Origin of the sequence: Caballeronia sordidicola (genome assembly GCF_000729995.1) — a bacterium.
Lineage (GTDB): Bacteria > Pseudomonadota > Gammaproteobacteria > Burkholderiales > Burkholderiaceae > Caballeronia > Caballeronia sordidicola_A.
Map to the genome: position 1 here is coordinate 58,846 of NZ_JNFG01000198.1, position 21,946 is coordinate 80,791.

Consider the following 21,946-nt stretch of genomic DNA (forward strand, 5'->3'; position numbering starts at 1 on the left):
GTCATGAACGCGATAGCCTTGAGTATCGCCCCTGCTGTCGAGATCGAAGCCGGCTACGCGCTGTTCCCGGCGAGCGCCTGCCAGGTACGGTTCTGGCAAGAGCAGAAGGCGTCGCCGCAGGCCTCCGCGCTCAACATCGCCTTCCGGCTGCAATTGTCGGGTCCGCTGAAAGCCGCGAGCATCGAACAGGTGCTTGGCGAACTGGTAGCGCGACACGAAATACTGCGTACCGGCTTCGTGGTGACGGGTGCGGGGCTGCGCCAGCAGGTCTGGAGCCGTGCTCCATTCCGGCTGGACGTGGTTGATCTCACGGGTCTGGAGGAAAAGGCCGGCATTGCGGAGGCCGAGCGTGTGGGTGGGCAGCAGGCCCGCACGCCCTTCGAATTGTCGTCGCCCTCGTTCTTCCGGGCGGTGTGGTTGCCCAAGTCGGTCACGCAGGGTGAATTGCAACTGACCTTCCATTCGCTTGTCATGGATGGCTGGTCTTTCGCGATCCTCGTGCGCGAGCTCGTGGAGGGTCTTGCCGCGGTGCATGCCGGGCTTGATCCCGAATTCCCCGAGGTCGACCTTCACCATGGCGACTACGCGCTGTGGAAGGAAGAGTTCCATGCGAGCGGTGCGCTCGATCAGGCGCGCGCCCACTGGCGCCAGGAGCTTCAGGATTTCAGCCGCTTCGACGTTCCCGGCGATCGTCCGCGGCCGCAGGAGCGCCGTTTCCAGGGCGTCATCCGCTCCATCCTGTTGCCGAGCGCGCTTAGCGACCGCCTGATCGCGGCTGCCAAGGCTCAAGGCGTGACGCCGTTCAGCGTGGCCGTTGCCGGCCTCGCGATGGCGCTGCAACCGGCCGCCGGCCAAACCAGGGTTGCCATAGGCACCCAGATGTCGGTGCGGGATCAGCAGGAACTCGAGGGGGTGGTCGGACCGCTCATCAACACGGTGATCCTTCGTCTCGACGTTCCCGAAAACAGCAGCATTGCCGCCGTCACGGCGCAGTGTGGCGCCAAGCTCAGCGACGCTATCGAGCATCTGCACTTGCCGTTCGAAGAGATGATCGAGATGGCCGGCGCAGTGTCCGATATGGATCGCCCGCCGCTGTGCTCGGTCAATTTCGCCCTGCAGCAAAGCTTCGTCGGCCTCGGCGATGAAGTCCGCCGGCAGGATTTCGCCGCGACGACCTCGCCCTCCTTCAACGCGGGCGCACTCTACGACCTCAGCTTCTTCATGGTGCGGCGCCCGGAAGGCTGGCGCATCTCCTGTGAAGGCGACACGGACCTCTATGACGTCGAGACGATTGACGGGTATCTGGCCAAGTGGCGCGAGATGCTGGAAACCGTTGAAATTGAAGCGAAACTGCCGCTGGCGCCCGCTCCCGGGAAAGAGACGTTAACGGTCGCTGGAGGCGTCGGTCTCAGCGGGTTCATGAGTCAGGCGGAGCTGGAGGCGAAAGCGCGCAATATCGTGCGATTCAACGAGGATGCGCCGGGAACGCCCATCATCGTGCTCAACAACACGGCCGTGCTCTACGAACTGGCTCAGCAAGTCGGCAATCGGCCGATCATCGACATCCCGATGATTCCGGAAGGCGAGCCGCGCGAGTTCCCGCAACGCGCTTTCCAGGATGTCGCCGCGGATGCCGTGCGGCTGATCAGGCTGGCCCGGCCAAAGGGTCCGTATATCCTCATGGGACTTTGCGTGCTGGGTGCGATGTGCCTGGAGGTAGCTCATCAGCTGCGGCGCGAGGGCGAAACGGTGGAACTCGTCATCTTCAACGATTCCTGGTGCCCCGGTTATCGCGAGGTGATGCCTTGGTACGATAAACAGTTGCGCAAGCTGCAGGTGCGTGCGGACAACATTCCGCGCGACTTCCGCAAGGCCATGCGCGGCGAGACCTCCATGGTCGCTTTCCTGAATCAGTATCGGATCGTTCGTACGCTTGGCATTGCAAAACTTGCTCTCAAGCTCGGCTTGATCAAGGGAAGCGCTTCAGAGCATTTGATTGCCGAGAATCGCTGGTACATCGAATATCTGCTGGAGCAGCAGACGCGGTACCGTCCGGCTCTCTATGACGGCGAGGTCCAGATCTTCCGCAGTGCTCAGGTGCTCAACGGCCGCCTGTTCGCCCGTGACCTGGGATGGGGTTCGGTGGTAACGGGCAAACTGGTAGTCACCGATGTTCCGGGCCTGCACGACCAGATCTTCCGCCCGGCCGGCACAGCAGTTATTGGCAAGCAACTGCGTGTGCGCCTGGAGGGCGGAGTCGGGGCTGACAGGGTTGAAGCCGGTGTTGGCGAGCAGGACGCTCCGGCAGCAGTCCTGAGCCATGCGAAGGCTTAAGGTTGCTGATGGGCTTTAAGGCCGCTTAAGTGGACGCCTCCCGGGGTGCAAGCTGGTTTTGCACCTCGGGTTTCAGCTCAAGGCAGCACGCTTATGCATGGCATCGTCCCGTTTGCGGAAGATAGGGTCTAGATCGAGCAAGGGCGTGTTTGATGAATGGGTGCGCGCCTGCCCGCTCGAATGCCGCAGCGGCATCGCGCCCGGCAAGCGTGATGTGCCCGGTTCCTTGCTGCTGGCGATTCTGGCGGCCCACCGGCGGTATGAGCACGTAACGTGGCTGGTGGCTGCGCGGAGACGGTGTGGCCGCGCTTCCGAACAGCTTGTCTAACAGTTGCCGAAAGCCGGCGTCATCATTCCCGGGCCGCTTCAAAAGCAAGCGCATCGGCCCCGTCCAAGCTGCGTGAGACAACCTCGCAAACCCGGCAGGAACGATGTCCATGGCTTGTCAGGTCAGCGCTTGACTAGCCGCCGAATCGCAATCAGCGGTGATTTCAATCTGGTCACTGGCGCGTGGACGACTTCCGAAAAGGTCGTTGGATTGCGGTGTTCCATCGTCGAGATGACCTTCCGCTTCAAGCTGTCGCGCAATGGTGAAAGCCCAGGCGGCACAGGCTTTAGACCCATCTTGCGCAGAAAGTAGTTAGCCTGATAAACCCTGGCACGTTTCTCGAGAGACTTCATGCAGTAGTTGATGCTGATACTCACCGAGATATTGTCGCCGTTCTTTACCCAGTGCGGCGCCAATGATGGGTGATGCACCACTTCGCCCGGGGCAAGCCGAAAGACAGTACCGCGATCCTGCATTTCCTGGCGATAAAACGCAGCACTGAAGTCGCCACTATAGTAACGTTCGATCTCCTGATCCGGCACCAACTCGCGATCGGTCGCAGGGAAGAGACATACGTCCTTCGAGCCCTGCACCTGGAAGAGGAAGTTGGTTTCGTGGTCGATATGGAAGGGCGTCGTGATATTGGGCGAGGAGAGTAACAGTGTCATCGTTACCCAGGTCATGTCCTTGCGCAGCGGAAAGTCAGACAGACTTTCGAGCTCGCATGTAATGGCATTCAGAACTTCAGCATACTCGGCGTCATAGTTCTGCACTCCAACCAGCTTGATCCACGTGCAGTTTTCGCCAAGACGGGAAACCGTCTCGTCCAGCTGTTCGCTCTGCTGCACGGCACTCAACTTTGTATCATCAGTGCCATCACCAAACTTCCTGCCTATAGTCCCATGCCTGAAGTTAAGGGCACAGAAATCACCATTTTTTTCGATCATCCGTTTGGCGAGTTCAACGATCCTGGGGATCTCGAACAAGCCACTTTGATGCAACGTATGATTGAATTTGAATGGGTGCAGATTGAAACTGCGTTTGAATTCGTTCCCGCACGCCTGAAGAATTCTGCCGTCTGAGGGCAGTTGGCGTGACGTACTGGGCAATGCAATACCATCACCAGCCAATACAGCAACATCGCTAGGCACAAACACGGCGCACCTCCGTGGGTTATAGGGGCCATCGTTTCTAGCCTACTATCCCGCTTGTCGGCCACATGTGCGCCGACTAACATTCGCGTCTATTTCAGCGCCCTTTCAACCGGCAGATTGGTTTAAAGTTTACAGTTTCCCTTCAATTCGGGGGCGTCCGACCGGCGGGTTGCGCTTCTGGGCGTGAAGGAAAGGATGTGGGCAATGACGACGCTGATCGCGCGCTTGCAGTAAAGCTCGGTTGCAGGAAGTCGATGACTTCGGCATCCGTAATCGGTTTGAAATGCAATCCAAATGCGGCGTTCAGGGAAGTGACAAGGTGCTGCGCCCAGAGGGTATTCCAGACTACGCCGGCATGACCGTCGGAAAGAACAGCGTTGTGCGGATCGTCGCCCGATGTATTGGTAATTGCCCAGCCAGGTGACAGATGAACCGTCTTGTAAAGCGGCCGACCTTGGTCGTCGCGCGTGCCCCACAGGCTCCTGAACCAGGCGCGATCATCAAGAAAGGCAACGTGGCGATTCGCTGCGGCCAGCTTGCGCAAGCCATTGTCGAAGAGATCCATGCCGGCGTCGATATTGGCTATCTCCCTGGCTGACTGCCAATTGTTGAAGTCGACCGACCAATCCGCGTTGCTGAGCACGCCTACAAGCACTATGTAGGTATCCGGATGCTGTCTGCGGATCAGGGCGACTGCCTCGCCGATTGCGCCAATACAACCGTTGATCAAGGCCGTGGGACGCGACGCAGCCGGGTCCCGGGACAACTCGTCAAGGACGTCGTTCCCGCCTATATCGTTGACACCGATCCGGATCAGCACAATGCCGTTTCGCCAGGCTTGCGGCTCTGTGTTCATCAAGTCAACAAGACGGACCGCCTGACGCAGCGGATGTCCCATCAATTGGCTGCAGGAAGCGCCGCTGACAGCAAAATTGTAGCGGTAGTCGTCTTTGCGAGGCGTCCGGGCGAGAAGCCCAAAAGCTTCGTCGAAATAGGCGCGATAGTAGCCGGTTCCCCAAGCTCCCCATTCACCGGAGTCGATCTGGTCGCCCCTCAGTCGAGCCAAGACCTCGGTCCACTGCCAGGTGGTCGCGCGATGGGGTCCTCCTCGCAAGCTCGGATCTGCCAACATCAGGTTGTCATGGAAAGACTGGCTATCGGAATCCCCGAGCACCGCAAATCGTATGGTGCCAGATGGCGCCGCCGACCCGGTAGCAACGGTGGCAGGCGGGCGTCGGAACGGATAAGGCAGGGCCAGCCTGACATATATCAGGCTCGCTACGGTCAGTGCACCGCAAAACGCGACGAGTAACACTCTACGAAAACGGGACATAGCCCTGCCACCCTATCCAATCAGATCCGAAATGTACGGCGTGCATATCTGGCTCCGCTACCCGGCTCCAGATTCTCAACAACGGCCTCAGCCACTCCGCCAGCGCCATATCCTGGTTTCGCATGGCGAATAGACAGGTGCCGGCCAATCAGGCCGGTTTCACGCTCACATATGCCCTTTCATAATGCAAGTGTAGGGCTTCGTTTTTCCTGGAATCAAGGCGACGGTTGGCGCGAATGACTTTCTGCAAGATGTAAAGCGTTGTCATGGCAGGCATATGAAGCGCTTTACGCGCGCGCTCCCTCACCAATTTGCTGAACCCGCCCCTCATTCGGCGAATACAGGAAATCCGCCTTTAAGCGGGTGTGCCCAGCCGGGCGTACCCGTAAAAAAACCCGCGTCGTTGCCGACGCGGGTTTTTTGGGCGTTCGCCGGGCTTCCGAAGAAGCCCGCGCCGCCCTGTAACTTCGGCAGAAGCCGAAATTACATGTCCATGCCCATACCGCCCATGCCGCCGGGCATACCGCCGCCCATCGGAGCATCGTCCTTCGGCAGTTCCGACACAGCGCAGTCGGTCGTCAGCAGCAGACCTGCCACCGATGCCGCGTTTTGCAGTGCCGTACGCGTCACCTTGGTCGGGTCCACGACACCGGCTTCCACCAGGTCGACGTACTCGCCCGTTTGCGCGTTGTAGCCGAAGTTGCCCGTACCGGCTGCAACTGCTGCCACCACGACGCTGGCTTCTTCGCCGCCGTTCGTGACGATCTGGCGAAGCGGCTCTTCCATCGCGCGCAGCACGATCTTGATGCCGGCGTCCTGATCGGCGTTGTCGCCCTTCAGGTCCTTCAGTGCCAGACGAGCGCGGATCAGCGCAACGCCGCCGCCAGCCACGATGCCTTCTTCCACAGCTGCGCGCGTTGCGTGCAGTGCGTCTTCAACACGTGCCTTCTTTTCCTTCATTTCGACTTCGGTAGCAGCGCCAACCTTGATCACTGCAACGCCGCCAGCCAGCTTGGCGACACGTTCTTGCAGCTTTTCACGGTCGTAGTCCGACGTCGCTTCTTCGATTTGCGTGCGAACTTGCTTCACGCGCGCTTCGATGTTCGTCGCTTCGCCAGCGCCGTCGATGATCGTGGTGTTTTCCTTCGCCACTTCGATGCGCTTAGCCGAACCCAGCTCAGCCAGCGTAGCCTTTTCCAGCGTCAGGCCAGTTTCTTCGGCAATCACTTGACCACCAGTCAGGATCGCGATGTCTTCCAGCATGGCCTTACGACGATCGCCAAAGCCCGGAGCCTTCACAGCAACGGTCTTCAGGATGCCGCGGATGTTATTCACCACCAGCGTTGCCAGAGCTTCGCCTTCCACATCTTCAGCGATGATCAGCAGCGGACGGCCAGCCTTCGCAACTTGTTCCAGGATCGGGAGCAGGTCACGGATGTTCGACACCTTCTTGTCGTGCAGCAGCACGAACGGGTTTTCGAGGATGGCGACTTGCTTTTCCGGCGTGTTGATGAAATACGGCGACAGGTAGCCGCGGTCGAATTGCATGCCTTCAACCACGTCCAGCTCGTCTTCCAGCGACTTGCCGTCTTCAACCGTGATCACGCCTTCCTTGCCGACCTTGTCCATTGCTTCAGCAATACGGTCACCAATCGACGTATCGCTGTTAGCCGAAATCGCGCCAACTTGAGCGATTTCCTTGTTCGTCGTGCAAGGCTTGCTGATCTTGCGCAGTTCTTCGATTGCAGCCGACACTGCTTTGTCGATACCGCGCTTCAGGTCCATCGGGTTCATGCCCGATGCAACGTACTTCATGCCTTCGCGAACGATCGACTGGGCCAGGACCGTAGCCGTGGTCGTGCCGTCGCCAGCGTTGTCGCTGGTGCGGGAAGCCACTTCCTTCACCATTTGCGCGCCCATGTTCTGCAGGCGGTCTTTCAGTTCGATTTCTTTAGCAACCGAAACACCGTCCTTCGTGACCGTCGGGCCGCCGAAGCTGCGTTCCAGAACCACGTTGCGACCCTTCGGGCCCAGCGTGACCTTGACCGCGTTGGCCAGGATGTTCACGCCTTCAACCATCTTTGCACGGGCGATATCGCCAAATACGACTTCTTTAGCTGCCATATTCAAACTCCTTGATTCGTTTCAGTTTTCTGGCTTTTCATGAGGCCGGGCGAGAATCGCTTGAGCGGATCGATCGTCCGGCCGGGAAAGCCAAATGGGCGTGAATTTACTTGACCAGAACGGCCATGATGTCTTCTTCGCGCATCACGAGCAGTTCATTGCCGTCGACCTTGACGGTCTGACCAGCGTACTTACCGAACAGCACGCGGTCGCCCACTTTGACGTCGAGGGCGTTTTGCGTACCCTTGTCATCGCGCTTGCCCGGGCCGACGGCCAGGATTTCGCCTTGATCCGGCTTTTCAGCTGCAGCGTCGGGGATGATGAGGCCCGAGGCAGTCTTGGTTTCCTGATCCAGACGTTTGACGATGACGCGATCGTGCAAAGGACGAAGGTTCATACACACTCCTCTCTAACTGACTATAAAAACGCGGGAAACCCGTCCGACGGCTCACAGAACCGCCGGTCGGAAAACTGTTAGCACTCTCGTGCGACGAGTGCCAAGTATATGACACACCGATCGGTAAATTCAAGAAGGGATATCGGCGACGGACGAGAAATATGTGTCGAGCCGTGACAGGCCTCGGATCTTGGGCTGCGCGCTGAAGACGGGACGGCGCCGATCCGGCAGCTCCATGTCTTGGAAAACAATGGCTTGCCGGTAAGGCGGACTAGGCAATTACCCTCATTTGACCGATATGCGGATGCACGTTGAGCCTTTGGTCCAGCATGTTCGAGCGTGTGTCAGGAAGGAAGATTGTCGAGCAATGACCTGGAGCGGGGTTGGATAGTGCATTTCGGACAATTGGCGTAAAAGACGCCCGAGCATTGCCGGTCGGAAATGAACGTCACGGAAGCCGCACTGGGAAATACGGCGACGTAACCCCATCGAACAACAAAAGCTGCACTTTGCGACAGACGCCAGGAGGAACCGCGATCTCCCCCTCAGTAGGAATGTCCTAATGAGCGCCTGATATGTTATTTTACTTAGTTATGCTTTACATTCTCCCCGCTCAGTCGCCGCACTCGACCGCAATTATGTTTTAACACTGAATCAAATTCATTGACGAAATGCGATACCCGTGACGATCCGAACAGCGTCTCACGGGTGACTAATCTGATTCACCGCCAGCCATCAGAAAACGCTCAGCCAAATTGCTCCTTGGCGGCGATTTGTACTGCCCGGTGATTGGTTAGACGATATTCAGATTTTGGGCGCCTTGTAGCTTAAAACAGCCCTTTTAGCCGCTCAAAAAACATATCGATTTAGCCGAATTGTCATCATGCTGCCTCTTTTGTCATCGAGGCGCGAGGAATGAATCAGCGCTCTCGCATTTCCGTGTGGCAACGCACGTTCTCGGTTTTCTGCGGAAGGTATAAACATAGCCATGGACTCACCAAAGAGAGATGCAAATGAAAGTGCTGATGGAGAAACGCGCCATGTCGAGACATCTTATGCCCGCCAGTATTCCGGCAGCCCACAGTCGAGAATTATCCGTGTCTCGCGGAGATAGCTTGCCCGACTCAACAACCTGCCTGGACGCAGCCTCAACGGACGCATCTCTCGATGTGTCAGCTAACCAAGGGTTTCAATCTGACGAATCAAATGCTGGCGGTATGGATTTGTCGCTTACGACAAGGAACGTCGTCAAGCGGACGATCGATATTGTCGGCGCTTCTTCCTTGCTGATTGCTATGTCTCCCTTCCTTCTCATCATGGGTGCCATTGTGATGAGCGACGGAGGTCGTCCTGTCTTCGGTCACGTTCGGATAGGCCGCAACGGCCGCAAATTTAGGTGCTTAAAGTTCCGCTCCATGGTCACCGGCGCGGACGCGGTCCTCAAGCACCTGTTGGCAACCGATCCGAAAGCGCGCGAGGAATGGGACCGGGATTTCAAGCTCAAGAACGATATCCGGATAACACCGATCGGTCGGTTGCTACGCCGCACCAGTCTCGACGAACTTCCTCAACTGTGGAACGTGCTCCGCGGCGACATGAGCCTTGTTGGTCCGCGACCGATCGTTGATGAGGAGTTGGCAAGATATGGCGCCGACGTGCACTATTATCTGGAGACCAAACCGGGCATGACGGGCTTGTGGCAGGTCAGCGGAAGGAATGATGTTGACTATGCGACAAGGGTTTCGCTCGATGTTTCTTACGCCAAGGACTGTTCGCTTTCGCTCGACATATTAATTTTGCTGAAAACGTTCAAAGTCATCTTCAAGAGAGACGGGGCGTATTGAATATTGATCACTCTTGCACGTAGCAGGTCGCGTGATTTAGCAAACAGGATGCCACGTCGAAAGGTCGCGTTGGCATCGAGTACCATGAAGAAACAGGTGGGACCGGGACTCGCAGAACTTGGATCGCAATAGGAGCCTCGAGGTCGCTTGATAAATGAGGCGCGAGTCACCGGATTTCATAGTGGCCCTGCGGGGGTCAAGCTGCAACGAGGCTGATGGTAGGGACTCCCGCCTCCTCCAAGGCGCACACTTTCCGAGCCACTTTCGGGAGATTCTTGGTGCGCCCGCTAAGCATCGGTCTTGATATTGCGAAAAACGGGTTCCGAGTTCAAGGCGTAGATCGCAGCGACGCAACGATCTACAGCGCAAGCTCCGTCGAGCTGACGTAATCACGTTCTTTTCCAGGCCAGAGCCGGACTAGGCGGCATCGAGGCTTGTCATAGTTCTCGCTTCTGACCCGTGAATTTACCTCGTTATGTCACGCCGTCCGTTTGTTATCAACGCTGTGCCGATCTGCATTGCGGTATCGCGGCCAGCATTCAAGCTGTGCCGATCAGGAATGCAGAACAGTAGTCGCCGCAGCCAGTTCATCGTATGCGGGAGCGGCCCATTCAAGAACGGACAGCGAAATCAAACCAGATTAAAAGCTCGGTTGCAGAAGAGGATTTCATGTTTCCGGCGGACCTTATACAGCTACGGTAGGCAATCGTCGCGCTAGTCAACTGCTCCGATTTACGGATCACACTCTTACTCAGACGCCCCAGATCGATGTACCTCGAACAGTAAGCGGTCCTACAGCAATGGGGCGATGAACTTAATATCAAGCAATCGCGCAAACATCCATGATGGCTTTCCGAAGCAGTATCTGAAGCTGACCAGCGATCGAACCCTGCTGCAACCAACGACGTTGCGTCCGAGCAGAATCGTGGGCGCTACTGCGCCGATTGTAGTCACGAACAACGAGCAACGCTTCCTCGTCGAGAACAGTTTCGGGGAGTCCGGACCAGGCCGTCTCTATCTTGCTCGAACCAGTGGGCTGTGACACCGCTGCGGCCGTCGCCATGGCGGCGCTTCTCGCATTGCGCATATCGCCCGATGCGCGGTTGCTCGTGCTGCCAGCGGGTCACGTGATCCTGAACGAAGCAGCAGCGGAAGTCGTGAAAAGCGAGTATCAAATTTCAGCGACCGTCAAAACCAGAGGTGCCGCGTGGCCAGCGGCTGATGCTGTCGACGCTTCCCGGATACAAGCCTTTGCTGCGAGTTATCAGGACGCGCTCGCCGATCCGACGACGAAAGATCCTGTCATGCACAACGCTGCCCAGTCACCAGCGCGCTAAAGCCGCGACACGCTATGCATAGATCCGCTTGTCGTGCTCTGCGGCTCACTGCTTGTAGCGGTCGGCATCGATAGCGAGTCGTCGTTGACCAAGCATTCGAATTTGGGCGAGTTCGCTTGCTTGAGATCGAATGGTTGATGAGACACCGTCGACTTACAAAGCTGACAGAAACGGGGTTTCGAGCCAAATGGCATTACTCGGACGGGGCGTTGTGCGAGGCATCGCAAACGTTTTATGAGCCCTCGCGCACCTTCGCAGCACAACTAACTCCAGTCGCGTGGCGCAGCGCACAGAACGCCTCCCGCATCCTGTCATCCTTAGCGCACATCGTGTCCTGCCAACGTGGGAGCGCGATACAGATACGCGTTTCATACAGGAGATAATATGAGCACTGCTTACAAATCAAGTTTGAGGACCGCTCTCAAGGTGAGCTGCATCGTTCTCGCCAGCGCTATACCAGGACTGGTGAACGCGCAGGCCGGAGCTCTGCCGCTTGCAGGAGCGCCCATTTCCCCGTGCTACACCACGCCGTCGAGCGATTGCGGACCTGTTGCACCCTCTGCCGTCGCAAAAGTTGCTGCGTTGAGCACTAACGGCGCCAACGAAGAATACGGCTACGATTCGAACGGGACCTCAGGCGTCGGTGCGGGTTTGGTCGTTTCCGCAAATGGAGGCGGGTCCTCTGGCAGCACGTCGAGTGGTAATGGCGCGGGCAAAGGCGGCAGTTCGGGAACCAGCTCCGGCTCTTCAGGTAGTAGTTCGGGTGCTGGAGGCACCGCGGCCGGCGGCAACTCAAGTGGAGGAAGCGGGGGCACCGGCGGCGGAGTCGGCAACTCAAATGGTGGCGGCGTAGGGTCAGGCGGTAGTACGGGCGGTAGCAAGGGTGGCAGCACCGGCGGAAGCACGGGTGGAAGCACCGGTGGAAGCACCGGTGGAAGCATCGGTGGAAGCACCGGTGGAAGCACCGGTGGAAGCACCGGTGGAAGCACCGGCGGCAGCACCGGTGGAAGCACGGGCGGAAGCACCGGCGGCAGCACGGGTGGTGATACGGGAAGCGGCTCGGGCCACGGCCACGGCCACGGCCACGGCCACGGCCATGGTCATGGTCATGGCGATGGTCATGGCGACGGTCACGGCGACGGTCACGGCGATGGTCATGGCGACGGTCACGGCGATGGTCATGGCGACGGTCATGGCGATGGTCATGGCGACGGTCACGGCGATGGTCATGGCGATGGTCACGGCGACGGTCACGGCAATGGCCACGGCGATGGTCATGGCGACGGTCATGGCGACGGTCATGGCGATGGCCACGGCGTCGGTCATGGCGATGGACACGGCGACGGTCATGGCGATGGACACGGCGACGGTCATGGCGATGGCCACGGCGACGGTCATGGCGATGGCCACGGCGTCGGTCATGGCGATGGACACGGCGATGGTCACGGCGACGGTCATGGCGACGGTCATGGCGATGGCCACGGCGTCGGTCATGGCGATGGACACGGCGACGGTCATGGCGATGGTCACGGCGACGGTCATGGCGATGGTCACGGCGACGGTCATGGCGATGGCCACGGCGACGGTCACGGCGACGGTCATGGCGACGGTCATGGCGATGGACACGGCGACGGTCATGGCGACGGTCATGGCGATGGACACGGCGACGGTCATGGCGTTGGCAACGGCGACGGTCATGGCGATGGTCACGGCGACGGTCATGGCGTTGGCAACGGCGACGGTCATGGCGATGGTCATGGCGATGGTCATGGCGACGGTCATGGCGATGGACACGGCGACGGTCATGGCGTTGGCAACGGCGACGGTCATGGCGATGGTCACGGCGTCGGTCATGGCGATGGCCACGGCGATGGCCACGGCGACGGTCACGGCGACGGTCACGGCGACGGTCATGGCGTTGGCAACGGCGATGGACACGGCGACGGTCATGGCGATGGCCACGGTGACGGTCATGGCGACGGTCACGGCGATGGCCACGGCGGCGGTCATGGCGTTGGCAACGGCGATGGACACGGCGACGGTCATGGCGTTGGCAACGGCGATGGTCATGGCGACGGTCATGGCGACGGTCATGGCGACGGTCATGGCGATGGCCACGGCGACGGTCATGGCGTTGGCAACGGCAGCGGTCACGGCAGCGGTCACGGCGGCGGTTACGGCGGCGGTTACGGCGGCGGTTACGGCGGCGGTTACGGCGGCGGTCACGGCGGCGGTTACGGCGGCGGTCACGGCGGCGGAAACGGCGGTGGCAACGGCGGCGGCGGTGGCGGTGGCGGCAACGGTGGCGGCGGCGGTCACTGAAGCAGGCAACGCTTTGCGGGAACGAGAGGACACGGCGACTACTACCGCTGTGTCCTCTCGGACCACGTTCCGTCGCTACCCTGCGGTTAGTCGAGCAGCATCGCGATTGCGTTATTTCGCTGGTGCTCGTCGACGGGAAATATTCACCCGGTGCACGTTGCTGCCTGGCACGTGGCACGTGCATTGATTCACTATCCCGCCGCTAAGTATCTTGCGACGCTGTAGCAGGGGTATCTCAGGCCACGGATTTTGACTTCGGGCGTTACCGCGCCAGAGGTTTGGGGCTCGCCGTTACGCCCATTCCCGGTATATGCGCATCGATCAGGACGACCGATGCGCTATTTAGATCGCGTGGTGCAGTGTGTCCGCAATGCGTGCACATATGCACCCGTTGCGCGAGCGTCCTGGGCACAACTCCCAGCACGCAGCGCTGCGATGGCTTTAACTGGCGCCCGAACTCGACGCCGCAATGGTTGTCATCAACGCGTGCGGGGGGCAGCCATCCTTTGCCTCAGTCCCCAAAACACTCTTCCATCGTTACCCTAACTAAAAATATGGTTAGCCATGACGGTGATGCCGCATGCCGATTCTCCTACTGGCGGTGTATCGATTCGTCAAAATCGACGAGCGGGCACGTGTGGCTCAACAATAGCCATGCTCTCAAATTCCTCCGTATATTGACGGACGCGGCGGCGTCCCGTTTGTTCATCGCAATCCATTCTAGAAGCTGACTGCACTCGATCCCGTTCGAATTCCGTTCCCGGAGACGGCGCACCACTTGGCCGACGAGACAAGGTGATACGCAGCCCAAGCCAAACGTAGAATTTTGTCTAGCCCAGACCAGTCGCTCTCAACGTTCGTTCTGAAGAGGAAGAGGAAGAGCAACACGAACACGAAGCCGCGCGCGCGAGCGCAGCGCTGCCATGACGTTGGGCAACTTGTCGCGATGCCTAAGCAGCGACTGCAAGAAAAAGACGACAGCGGATTCAACTCGAAGCCTGTCCGGCAAGGCTTGTGAGGTAAGCTATGTCGCCGTGGCGCGCCGGAGTATCGGGGTATGTCAGGGAACCAGGCAATAAGCTGTGTCTGATCGAATGCACTTATCCTAGTCTGCGCTACCACCATTTTCCGATATTCAACCGATAAGGAGAGTACTAGATGTTCAGCTTTTTCACGCACGCCGCATGCTTTTTTATCGGCGTGCTCTTCGGCGTCTTCGTGTGCGCTTTATGCGTGGCCCGAGCCCGGACGCCGGGCAACGACAGGTAAGTCGGCGCCGCAAAATTCAGCACGCGAACCCAGACGAAGCTGTCGTTGCTGTAGGGAACAACGAGGGGGCATGCTCGAAGGGTTAGAACGCGGTAACAAAGAGAGCGGCTCGCATCCAGGTGCCCACTATCCACACAGCCATGCAGAAAAAAAATGCCGCTACCAGCGTCAGGCGAACAATCGCACGCAGCAGCCGGCGCGATCCCGATCTATAGCCCAAGCGTTGAAAACCATGCGCGTACAACACCGCTTACCGCACGTCACCGCGTTTACTCCTCGAGCTTGCCGGGACTTTGCTTCACCTGTCCGATGATCGGTTCGACCGCCCGGCGTCGCTTTTATCGTCGCTGCTGAGTTAGCTGGCGTTTTATGTTTCACGCAGCAAATCAGCTGTAAATGGATCAACTGCAAACCCGGCGACAAAGCGAACCAATTTAACGGACCTCCTTCCCGGAAAGTTCGAAGTCAGAGAACTCAAAGAATCAAGGTCGCTTGCTCGATCTAACCACGTGCTCCCGCCAAGAGCGCTTGAACGTCAAATACCTCAGACAATTAAAGCAAGGCGAGATCTATCGGCGTTCTGACGCGCTTCGAAACGTTAGACAAGCGCTCTTGTGGGCGTGATACCGGCACGCAATATCCCGGTAATTTCCTGCTTTTTACGTTCACTCGCCCGGCACACTACAATCTAGACCGCCGATGTCCTTCGTTTCATCCTGCCGACTGTCATGCACATCCTGTTTGCCCGCCCGATTTCCCGTCTTTCGCTCGCCCTGCCCCTGCTGATCCTCGCCGCGTGTGGCGGCAAAGCAGCGCCCACGCCCAGCTACCAGGCGGAAATGTTCTCGACGGGAGCCAGTCCGTTCGCCCGCAACTACGACGCCACCAGCCAGGAAACGTGCGAAGCCTCACGCCGGGCGTTGCTAAGCCAGGGTTACATGACGACGATGACCCAGCCGGATAGCATCGACGCCACGAAGAACTTCCAGCCGTCGGCCGATACGCACGTGGTGGTGTCGTTTCATGTGGTCTGCACGGCGGGCGAGAACGCCACCAATACGAGCATCGCGTACGTGAACGCCGTGCAGGACGGCTATACGCTGAAGAAAAGCGACACGTCGGCGAGCGTGGGATTGAGCGTGCTCGGCTCGCTCTCGCTGCCGATCCGCTCGAACAGCGATTCGATGGTGAAGATTTCCAGCGAAACCGTGCCGGCAGGCAAGTTCTACGAGCGCTTTTTTAGTCTGGTCGACCATTATTTGAAAACCGTGCCGCGCAGTTCGCCCATTCCCGGCGAGAGCGTCAGCAGCCAGGCCCTCCCGCCGTCGCTGATCCTGAATTCGCCGGACCTCACGCCCATACCTATCGTCGTGCAGACGCCGGCCGCGAGTTCAGCCGCTCGCGCAGAGTTGAACAGCGGCGCCGCTAATGCTGCACGAGCGGCGAGCGCTGTTTCAGCCGCCAGCGCCACGGGTGTGACAGCGGCTACGCCGGCTTCCGCGCCGGCGGCCGCGCCTTAAGCGCTTCCAGCCGGTGCGTTCGTTCATGCTGTAGCCAATTGCGCAGCGGTCGCTGCCACACAATCAATCGAAGATCGCGGCGGGCGACGCCCCAACGGCCGCCCATTCAGCGGCCGTGCCTCGACTAATCGAAGATCGCACCCGTCCGATACCCTCGCCGGCCAGCCTTTGATCGGCGAGATCAAGACTTCCTTCAATTCGGCACATTCACCCTGCCTCCGCCGAACGTGATCGCATTCGCCCCGGGCGACGCCAATATCGCCGGTAAATTGTTCACCGATAAAGCCGGCGCCGCCCCCGCCGTACCGCCCCGCGGCACCGTGTGCACGACCTGCGACGGCGGCAAAGGCGCCCCGCTCTTCAAATGCGCCCACATCAGGTTCAGCGCCTGAAGGTTGTAGTACTGCAGCGGCACGAAGCGGTTATCGAAGCCCGCGACGCTCAGGAACGCGTCGAAATGCTGGCCGTTCGTCACCTCGTAAAACGACAAATTGCTTGCATTGCCCTCGGCGAGCTTGTTCATCGCGGCGTACGGGCGCGACGCGTGGTTGATCGGCACGAGCGTGTCCGAACGCCCCTGCACGATAATCGCCGGCTTCCCGTGCAGATTGGCATTCACCCGGATCGCATTGACACTCGCGGTCATCCGCGCGTCGCCGTTGGTCCACAAACCTCGCAGGCAAAACGCGCCGGTGAAACTGGCGTCGGCGGTAGCGAAGCGATGGTCCGCCGCGCCCGAATTCCCCGCGTTGTAGACAAGGTTGATGCCATTGGTCGGCGGCACGCCATTGCCATTGCCGAACACGGTCAGCATCGGAGAAACCACCGGGCTGACTCCTGCTGCACCTGTCACGGCATTGGTCGTGCCGAAACTGAAGTTGCAGAGGTTATCGCCGACGCTCGACTGCGTGTACGCATTGGCGTACGTCACGGCGACCGCGGGCACGGCCTGCGAATCCCACATCGGCGCCTGCAGGAAGTCGGAGTCCGTCTGATAACCGGCCTGATGCAGCAAGGCGAGGGCATTGGTGGCCTGGCTGACGACGTCGCCCCCGGAAATTACGCCGTTCACCGCCAGCGACGCGCAGCGCGCCGCTCGGATCGACGCGGTCGTGGTCAAAGTCAACGCCGAGAGATACGGTGCGCCCGCTGCGGCCGGCGCCAACGCTGCGCAAGGCTGCAGCAAGTTGGCGAGCGTCATGTAGTCGGCGAGCGGCCGGCCGAACGATGCCACCGCCAGGCCGCCCTGCCTCACCGACACCTGCGAAGGCACGTTCAGGTTGATCTGCGGCTCGCCCACGACCACCGCCGTGATCCATCCCTGTGTGTCCTGCTCGGCGGCCGCGAGCGACGCGCCGCCGCCATTGCTCACCGACGCCGCGATGGTCGTCACATCGCCGCGCTTATAGCGGATCTGGCGCGTGCTGCCGTTCAGCGTTCCGTAGCTATCGTTGAGCGCCCAATACGCGAACTGGATCGCCTGCAGCGTATTCGTACCCCAGTTTTTCTCCGGATTCTGCTGCGAGTGGGCGTGCTTGAACGCGTAGCGATTCGGGAATTGCGCGTTGAACGTAGCGAGATTGGTGCTGCCGAGGTTCGCCGTGAACACGCTGGTCTTGCCGGCAGCGACGGCGTTGAGCGACGTACCGTCGATGAGCGTAATCGTGTTCGTCGCCAGTTCGTGTGCGCCGTTGCCCGTGCCTTTATCGGTGTAAGCGACCGCGCAGCCGCGCTTCAAGCCCCATTCCCCCGCCGCCGATATCGCCCCGTACACGCCGCGCGACCCGGACGAAGTGGCGGTGACAATGCACGGCTGGTCGGGATTGAAACTCGCCGGGATCTGCACGAGCAGACTCACGTTGAGCGTGCCGCTGCCGTCGTCGGCGAACGCCAGATATTCCTTTCCGGCGATCATCCCCTCGCCGAGCGTGTCGTTGCCGTTCAGGTCGACATTCGGCCCCCAGAAGCGCCCGTAGCCGCCATTGGCGGACATATCAACGAGCGCGCGATAGTTCGAGTAGATCGCGAGGCGGCGCAATTCAGCGGCGCTCGGCGAGGCTGAATTGGCGATGGCCGGCGGCGTTGCCGATGCCAGCCCGTCCTTGCCCAGCCCCGCTGTCAGCAGGTCGTCGGTCGTGCCGTCGTAGGTTTGCGTGCGCACGCCGCCGGAGATGAAGGTCGGCAGGGCATTGTTCTGAGAACCGTTGCCGTTGTTATTCCCGTCATCGTCGCCGTGACAGGCCGCCAGGCCGAACGCCGCCATTGCCAGGGCAAGCGCCGCGGCTCCCGGAAATCGTTTCATCGTCGCTCTCCAGTACGTTGTTTTTATCCGGCGTACTTCTTTCGATTCGATGCAAGCAAGCAGCCCGCTCCTGCTCTCAACCAGGAAGCTCGAGCCCATAACGCATAACGGGTTCCGGTGCGAAGCACCGGAACCCGTTATTTAAACCACTGGACAAAACCACGTCGCACGCTGCAAAAACACTGCAACGACGCGCCGCAGTCCAGGGCTCAGGGAAATATCAGCCTCCACCACCGTTCGGTACAGCCAGCGTGAGCTTGTTCGACACGGAGGTCACACCGCTCACGCCCTTCGCCACTTCCTCGGCCTTCGGAATCTGCGCGCCGTCAGGCACCGTACCCGTCAGCACGACTGCACCGGCACGTGCGCGTACGAAGATGTTCGACACGTCGATGCCCTGTGCCTTACTCAATGCACGCCGCACATCAAGGCCGAGCTTGCGGTTGACCTTCTTGGTGGTCTTGGCCGACGGAGCTGCGTCAGTCGTGGCCATGGCATCACTTGATTGAGCATAGGCGCTCGACGCCACTGCGACGCACACCACGACGCTCAGCGCCTTCAACATATCGACTACTTTCATGACTTCTCCTTTTGTTTCGCTTTGGACTTCGCAAAGTGTTGCTCTAGTGCTTCTTTTGGACCGCATCAACCCAGCGGCTCGGCTACGACATCTTGCGGTCTGTGTACCACCGACGAGCAAACGATCGACGCACATACGATACAAACAGACCGCCGATGCTGGCGACACGGTGTTGCGAGAGACTGGCGAAAAAAACAAATGTCCGGCCGTTCTTATACGGGTGTCATGACCGCTGGCACAAGGACAAAAACAAGGACAAAAGCTGCTGCACATCCTACGACGCGGCCGGTTCTGCTCGGAGCAACGCTCCGAATGCCGGTTTGGCGGCGCGGATGCTGGTTATACGGCGGCGAACGTCAATTTAATCCAGCCTCGCGAGAAGCGCAAAGCATTTAACACGATGAAGTGCACACTCGGCCGTACTTATCCATATTGCCATACCGCCTTAGGGCCTGCCCGTGATCCAACGGCACGGGCGATCCTGTACCATCGGCGAAAATTGCAACAGAGCGCGAGCGTTGAATGTAACAGCAGACGTTTCAACGTATTAGCACAGGCATATTTCACTGCCGCGACTGAATAAAAGGCTTAACGCGTGGAATGGGAGGTATTTAGCCATCGCTGGTTTGTATAGTGAATGAGTGGATACGAGGGTTTTCCCTTTCCTGCTTCTCGCTTATACCCACTCATACCCGTTCATACCCGTTTATAAATCCGCTGCTTTTACGGTTTTGCGTCAACGCAGGTCCCCGCTCCATCGAACCCGACAATGACCCAAACTCCCGGCCAAGAACCACCCGCTCACGAACCCCCGAAGAAACTCCGCACCCGGCGCATCGCTCCGACCATGGCGCGTTTCGTCGCGATCTCGTGGCGCGACCTCGCGATGTCGTTCGGCCCTATCCTGCTGATCAGCGCCGCTGCGATCTATCTCGCCGTGCGGCTGATCCAGCCCGCGCCGCCGAGTACGCTGACCATGTCTGCCGGAACCAAGGGCAGTTCGTTCTGGAACGACGCGCAGCAGTACAAAAGGATCCTCGCGCGCAACGGTGTTACGCTGAATGTGCTGGAGTCGCAGGGTTCGCTCGATAACCTGCAAAAGCTCGAAGATCCGAAGGTGAACGTCGATGTCGGTTTCGTGCAGGGCGGCATGTCGGCGCCCGGCGCGGCGGACAAGCACGAAAATCTGGTCTCGCTCGGCAGCGTTGCGTATGTGCCACTGGCAGTGTTTTATCGTGGACAGCTGCTGACGCGGCTTTCAGAACTGAAGGGTAAGCGGCTTGCCATCAGTACCGAAGGAAGCGGCACGCGCGCGCTCGCGCTGGCGGTGCTGAAGGCGAATGGCATCGAGCCGGGCGGAGACACCGAATTGCTGCCGCTGAGCGGCGACGCCGCGGCCAGCGCGCTGACGGACGGGAGTATCGACGCCGCGTTTCTCACCGGCGATTCCGCGCAGCCGCCGACCATGGGCAAGCTGTTTCGCACACCCGGCATCCATTTCTTCGATTTCACCCAGGCCGACGCCTACGCGCGGCGCTTTCCGTACCTGAAGGTGATCCTCCTGCCGATGGGCGCCCTCGATCTGGCGAAGAACGTGCCGCCGCATCCTATCCACCTGATTGCGCCGACAGCCGAGCTGATCGCCCGCGACGGCCTGCATCCGGCGCTGTCCGACCTGCTGATCGAAGCCGCGAAGGAGGTGCACGGGCGCGCGAACCTGTTGCAGACGGCCAACGAATTCCCCGCGCCGCTGCAGCACGAGTTCCACATCAGCGACGACGCCGAGCGTTACTACAAGTCGGGTAAAAGCTTCCTGTACCGGACGCTGCCGTTCTGGATCGCGAGTCTTGCCGATCGCGTGATCGTGCTGCTGGTGCCGATCATCGTGGTGCTGATTCCGGGTTTGCGGCTGGTGCCGGGACTGTACCGGTGGCGGGTGAAGTCGCGGATCTACAAGATCTACGGCGCGCTGATCGGCATTGAACGCGAGGCCATGAGCGACCCCGAACCGGCCCAGCGCGAGGCGCTGATCGAGCGGGTGGATGGTATTGAAAATGCGGTGAACCAGATGAAAATGCCGCTCGCCTACGCCGACCAGTTCTACGTGCTGCGCGAACATATTGGCTTTGTGCGGCAGCGGCTGACCGTCGCTCAGGCCGCCGCACTCGATGCTCAGGCAGACAGCGTTCAGCACACCACGTAATATCGAAAGAAGCAACAACGGTAGCCGGTTTGACGGCTGCCGCGACGAGCAACGCACCAGGGAGATTCATATGAGCGCCTCGCCTTCCATCGATCCGCGCCAGCCGTACTTTTTTTTCGATTTCAACTCTCCCTTTTCGTATCTGCTGCTCGAACAGCACGAAAAGTGGCCGAACATGCCGTTCGAGATCCTGCCCATCGACTATTTGAAGCTCCTCAAGCATTGGGGCCAGCCGATGCCGGGGAACATTCCGCCAAAGCGAGTGTTCATGTATCGATACGCGCTCTTTCGCGCCGAACAGCTCGGTATTCCGTTCAAAATGCCGCCGTCGCATCCCTTCAATTCCAGCAAGGCGCTGCGCCTCGCCGTGGCGGCGGGCGGGGAAATCGGCTGTATCCGCGAGATTTTCCGGTTCATCTGGAAGGAAGGCCGTGATCCGTCGACCGAGCAAGGATTCGATGATCTGTGCCGCCACGTGGGCCTGCCCGACGGCGCAAAGATGATCGAGCTGGAGGACGTTGAGGCGAAGTTGTTGGCCAATGTCGCGCGCGCGGTGGAACTCGGCGTGTTCGGCGTGCCGACGTTCGTGGTGAACCAGCAATTGTTCTGGGGCGAGGACACGCTGCCGATGGTGCTCTACGTCGCCCGTTCGCCGAACTGGCTCGAAGGCGCGGAAGTGCAGCGAATCAGCAATTTGCCGCGGACCGCGCCGGCCGTGTGAAGCGGCGCGTAGCGAGAATCGGCAGAGAATCGGCAGGTTCGGCCCGCGCCGGTTGGCGGGCGAGCCGTATCCCGTGCATAGCGCGCACGCTATGGCGTGAGGGTTCGGCCGGGCTTAACGTAGTGCAATTTCGATCGGGCGTGCGCAACGCCTGATCGTCCCGCCACGAATTGATGTG

General features: G+C 59.7%; 12 protein-coding genes and 1 pseudogene. 6 read left to right on the plus strand and 7 right to left on the minus strand.

Going from position 1 to position 21,946, the window contains the following annotated elements; all coding sequences use genetic code 11:
- Nucleotides 1–3: 3 nt before the first annotated feature.
- Nucleotides 4–2,334, plus strand: a complete 2,331-nt coding sequence (locus FH08_RS0134615; RefSeq protein ID WP_031362722.1) for a condensation domain-containing protein — start codon at nucleotides 4–6, stop codon at nucleotides 2,332–2,334.
- Nucleotides 2,335–2,784: 450 nt separating this feature from the next.
- Here the strand turns inward: FH08_RS0134615 and FH08_RS0134625 are convergent, their stop codons facing one another.
- From FH08_RS0134625 to FH08_RS0134645, 4 genes are all read right to left on the minus strand, one after another.
- Complete coding sequence (locus tag FH08_RS0134625) at nucleotides 2,785–3,819, minus strand: cupin-like domain-containing protein (protein WP_081889665.1); 1,035 nt, start codon at nucleotides 3,817–3,819, stop codon at nucleotides 2,785–2,787.
- A gap of 139 nt (nucleotides 3,820–3,958) precedes the next feature.
- Nucleotides 3,959–4,990 carry an SGNH/GDSL hydrolase family protein gene (locus tag FH08_RS0134630; RefSeq protein WP_235210593.1) on the minus strand — a complete coding sequence of 344 codons (1,032 nt, stop codon included), beginning with the start codon at nucleotides 4,988–4,990 and terminating at the stop codon, nucleotides 3,959–3,961.
- Nucleotides 4,991–5,632: 642 nt separating this feature from the next.
- Nucleotides 5,633–7,273, minus strand: coding sequence for a chaperonin GroEL (gene groL / locus FH08_RS0134640; RefSeq protein ID WP_031362727.1), 1,641 nt, complete (start codon nucleotides 7,271–7,273; stop codon nucleotides 5,633–5,635).
- A 106-nt stretch (nucleotides 7,274–7,379) separates the two neighbouring features.
- Nucleotides 7,380–7,670, minus strand: a complete 291-nt coding sequence (locus tag FH08_RS0134645; RefSeq protein WP_031362728.1) for a co-chaperone GroES — start codon at nucleotides 7,668–7,670, stop codon at nucleotides 7,380–7,382.
- A gap of 1,013 nt (nucleotides 7,671–8,683) precedes the next feature.
- Between FH08_RS0134645 and FH08_RS0134650 the strand changes: the two genes are divergently transcribed.
- On the plus strand, nucleotides 8,684–9,514 hold the full coding sequence (locus tag FH08_RS0134650; protein ID WP_235210594.1) for a sugar transferase: 831 nt from the start codon (nucleotides 8,684–8,686) through the stop codon (nucleotides 9,512–9,514).
- A gap of 847 nt (nucleotides 9,515–10,361) precedes the next feature.
- Nucleotides 10,362–10,662: pseudogene (locus FH08_RS54205) on the plus strand (sugar phosphate nucleotidyltransferase); the annotation flags it as partial.
- A 1,044-nt stretch (nucleotides 10,663–11,706) separates the two neighbouring features.
- Here FH08_RS54205 and FH08_RS54070 read toward each other — a convergent pair.
- On the minus strand, nucleotides 11,707–13,170 hold the full coding sequence (locus FH08_RS54070) for a hypothetical protein (RefSeq protein WP_160172533.1): 1,464 nt from the start codon (nucleotides 13,168–13,170) through the stop codon (nucleotides 11,707–11,709).
- Between the two features lie 2,000 nt (nucleotides 13,171–15,170).
- Here FH08_RS54070 and FH08_RS0134680 point away from each other — a divergent pair.
- Nucleotides 15,171–15,962 (plus strand): DUF2242 domain-containing protein, encoded by a 792-nt coding sequence (locus tag FH08_RS0134680; protein ID WP_031362733.1) that lies wholly within the window; start codon nucleotides 15,171–15,173, stop codon nucleotides 15,960–15,962.
- A gap of 193 nt (nucleotides 15,963–16,155) precedes the next feature.
- Here the strand turns inward: FH08_RS0134680 and FH08_RS0134685 are convergent, their stop codons facing one another.
- On the minus strand, nucleotides 16,156–18,264 hold the full coding sequence (locus tag FH08_RS0134685) for a D-(-)-3-hydroxybutyrate oligomer hydrolase (RefSeq protein ID WP_031362734.1): 2,109 nt from the start codon (nucleotides 18,262–18,264) through the stop codon (nucleotides 16,156–16,158).
- A 220-nt stretch (nucleotides 18,265–18,484) separates the two neighbouring features.
- Entirely contained in the window at nucleotides 18,485–18,844 is a 360-nt protein-coding gene (locus FH08_RS0134690) for a BON domain-containing protein (RefSeq protein ID WP_031362735.1), read from the minus strand.
- An 847-nt stretch (nucleotides 18,845–19,691) separates the two neighbouring features.
- Here FH08_RS0134690 and FH08_RS0134695 point away from each other — a divergent pair.
- The gene (locus FH08_RS0134695) at nucleotides 19,692–21,047 is read left to right on the plus strand and encodes a TAXI family TRAP transporter solute-binding subunit (protein ID WP_235210596.1); all 1,356 of its coding nucleotides are present in this window, start codon (nucleotides 19,692–19,694) and stop codon (nucleotides 21,045–21,047) included.
- Nucleotides 21,048–21,117: 70 nt separating this feature from the next.
- Entirely contained in the window at nucleotides 21,118–21,768 is a 651-nt protein-coding gene (locus FH08_RS0134700; protein ID WP_031362737.1) for a 2-hydroxychromene-2-carboxylate isomerase, read from the plus strand.
- Nucleotides 21,769–21,946 lie beyond the last annotated feature (178 nt).

Coding starts and splice junctions, on each gene's coding strand:
- FH08_RS0134645 (WP_031362728.1), bottom strand. CDS start 7,670: ATGAACCTTCGTCCTTTGCACGATCGCGTCATCGTCAAACGTCTGGAT.
- FH08_RS0134615 (WP_031362722.1), top strand. CDS start 4: ATGAACGCGATAGCCTTGAGTATCGCCCCTGCTGTCGAGATCGAAGCC.
- FH08_RS0134680 (WP_031362733.1), top strand. CDS start 15,171: ATGCACATCCTGTTTGCCCGCCCGATTTCCCGTCTTTCGCTCGCCCTG.
- FH08_RS0134690 (WP_031362735.1), bottom strand. CDS start 18,844: ATGAAAGTAGTCGATATGTTGAAGGCGCTGAGCGTCGTGGTGTGCGTC.
- groL (WP_031362727.1), bottom strand. CDS start 7,273: ATGGCAGCTAAAGAAGTCGTATTTGGCGATATCGCCCGTGCAAAGATG.
- FH08_RS0134685 (WP_031362734.1), bottom strand. CDS start 18,264: ATGAAACGATTTCCGGGAGCCGCGGCGCTTGCCCTGGCAATGGCGGCG.
- FH08_RS0134700 (WP_031362737.1), top strand. CDS start 21,118: ATGAGCGCCTCGCCTTCCATCGATCCGCGCCAGCCGTACTTTTTTTTC.
- FH08_RS0134650 (WP_235210594.1), top strand. CDS start 8,684: ATGAAAGTGCTGATGGAGAAACGCGCCATGTCGAGACATCTTATGCCC.
- FH08_RS0134695 (WP_235210596.1), top strand. CDS start 19,692: ATGGCGCGTTTCGTCGCGATCTCGTGGCGCGACCTCGCGATGTCGTTC.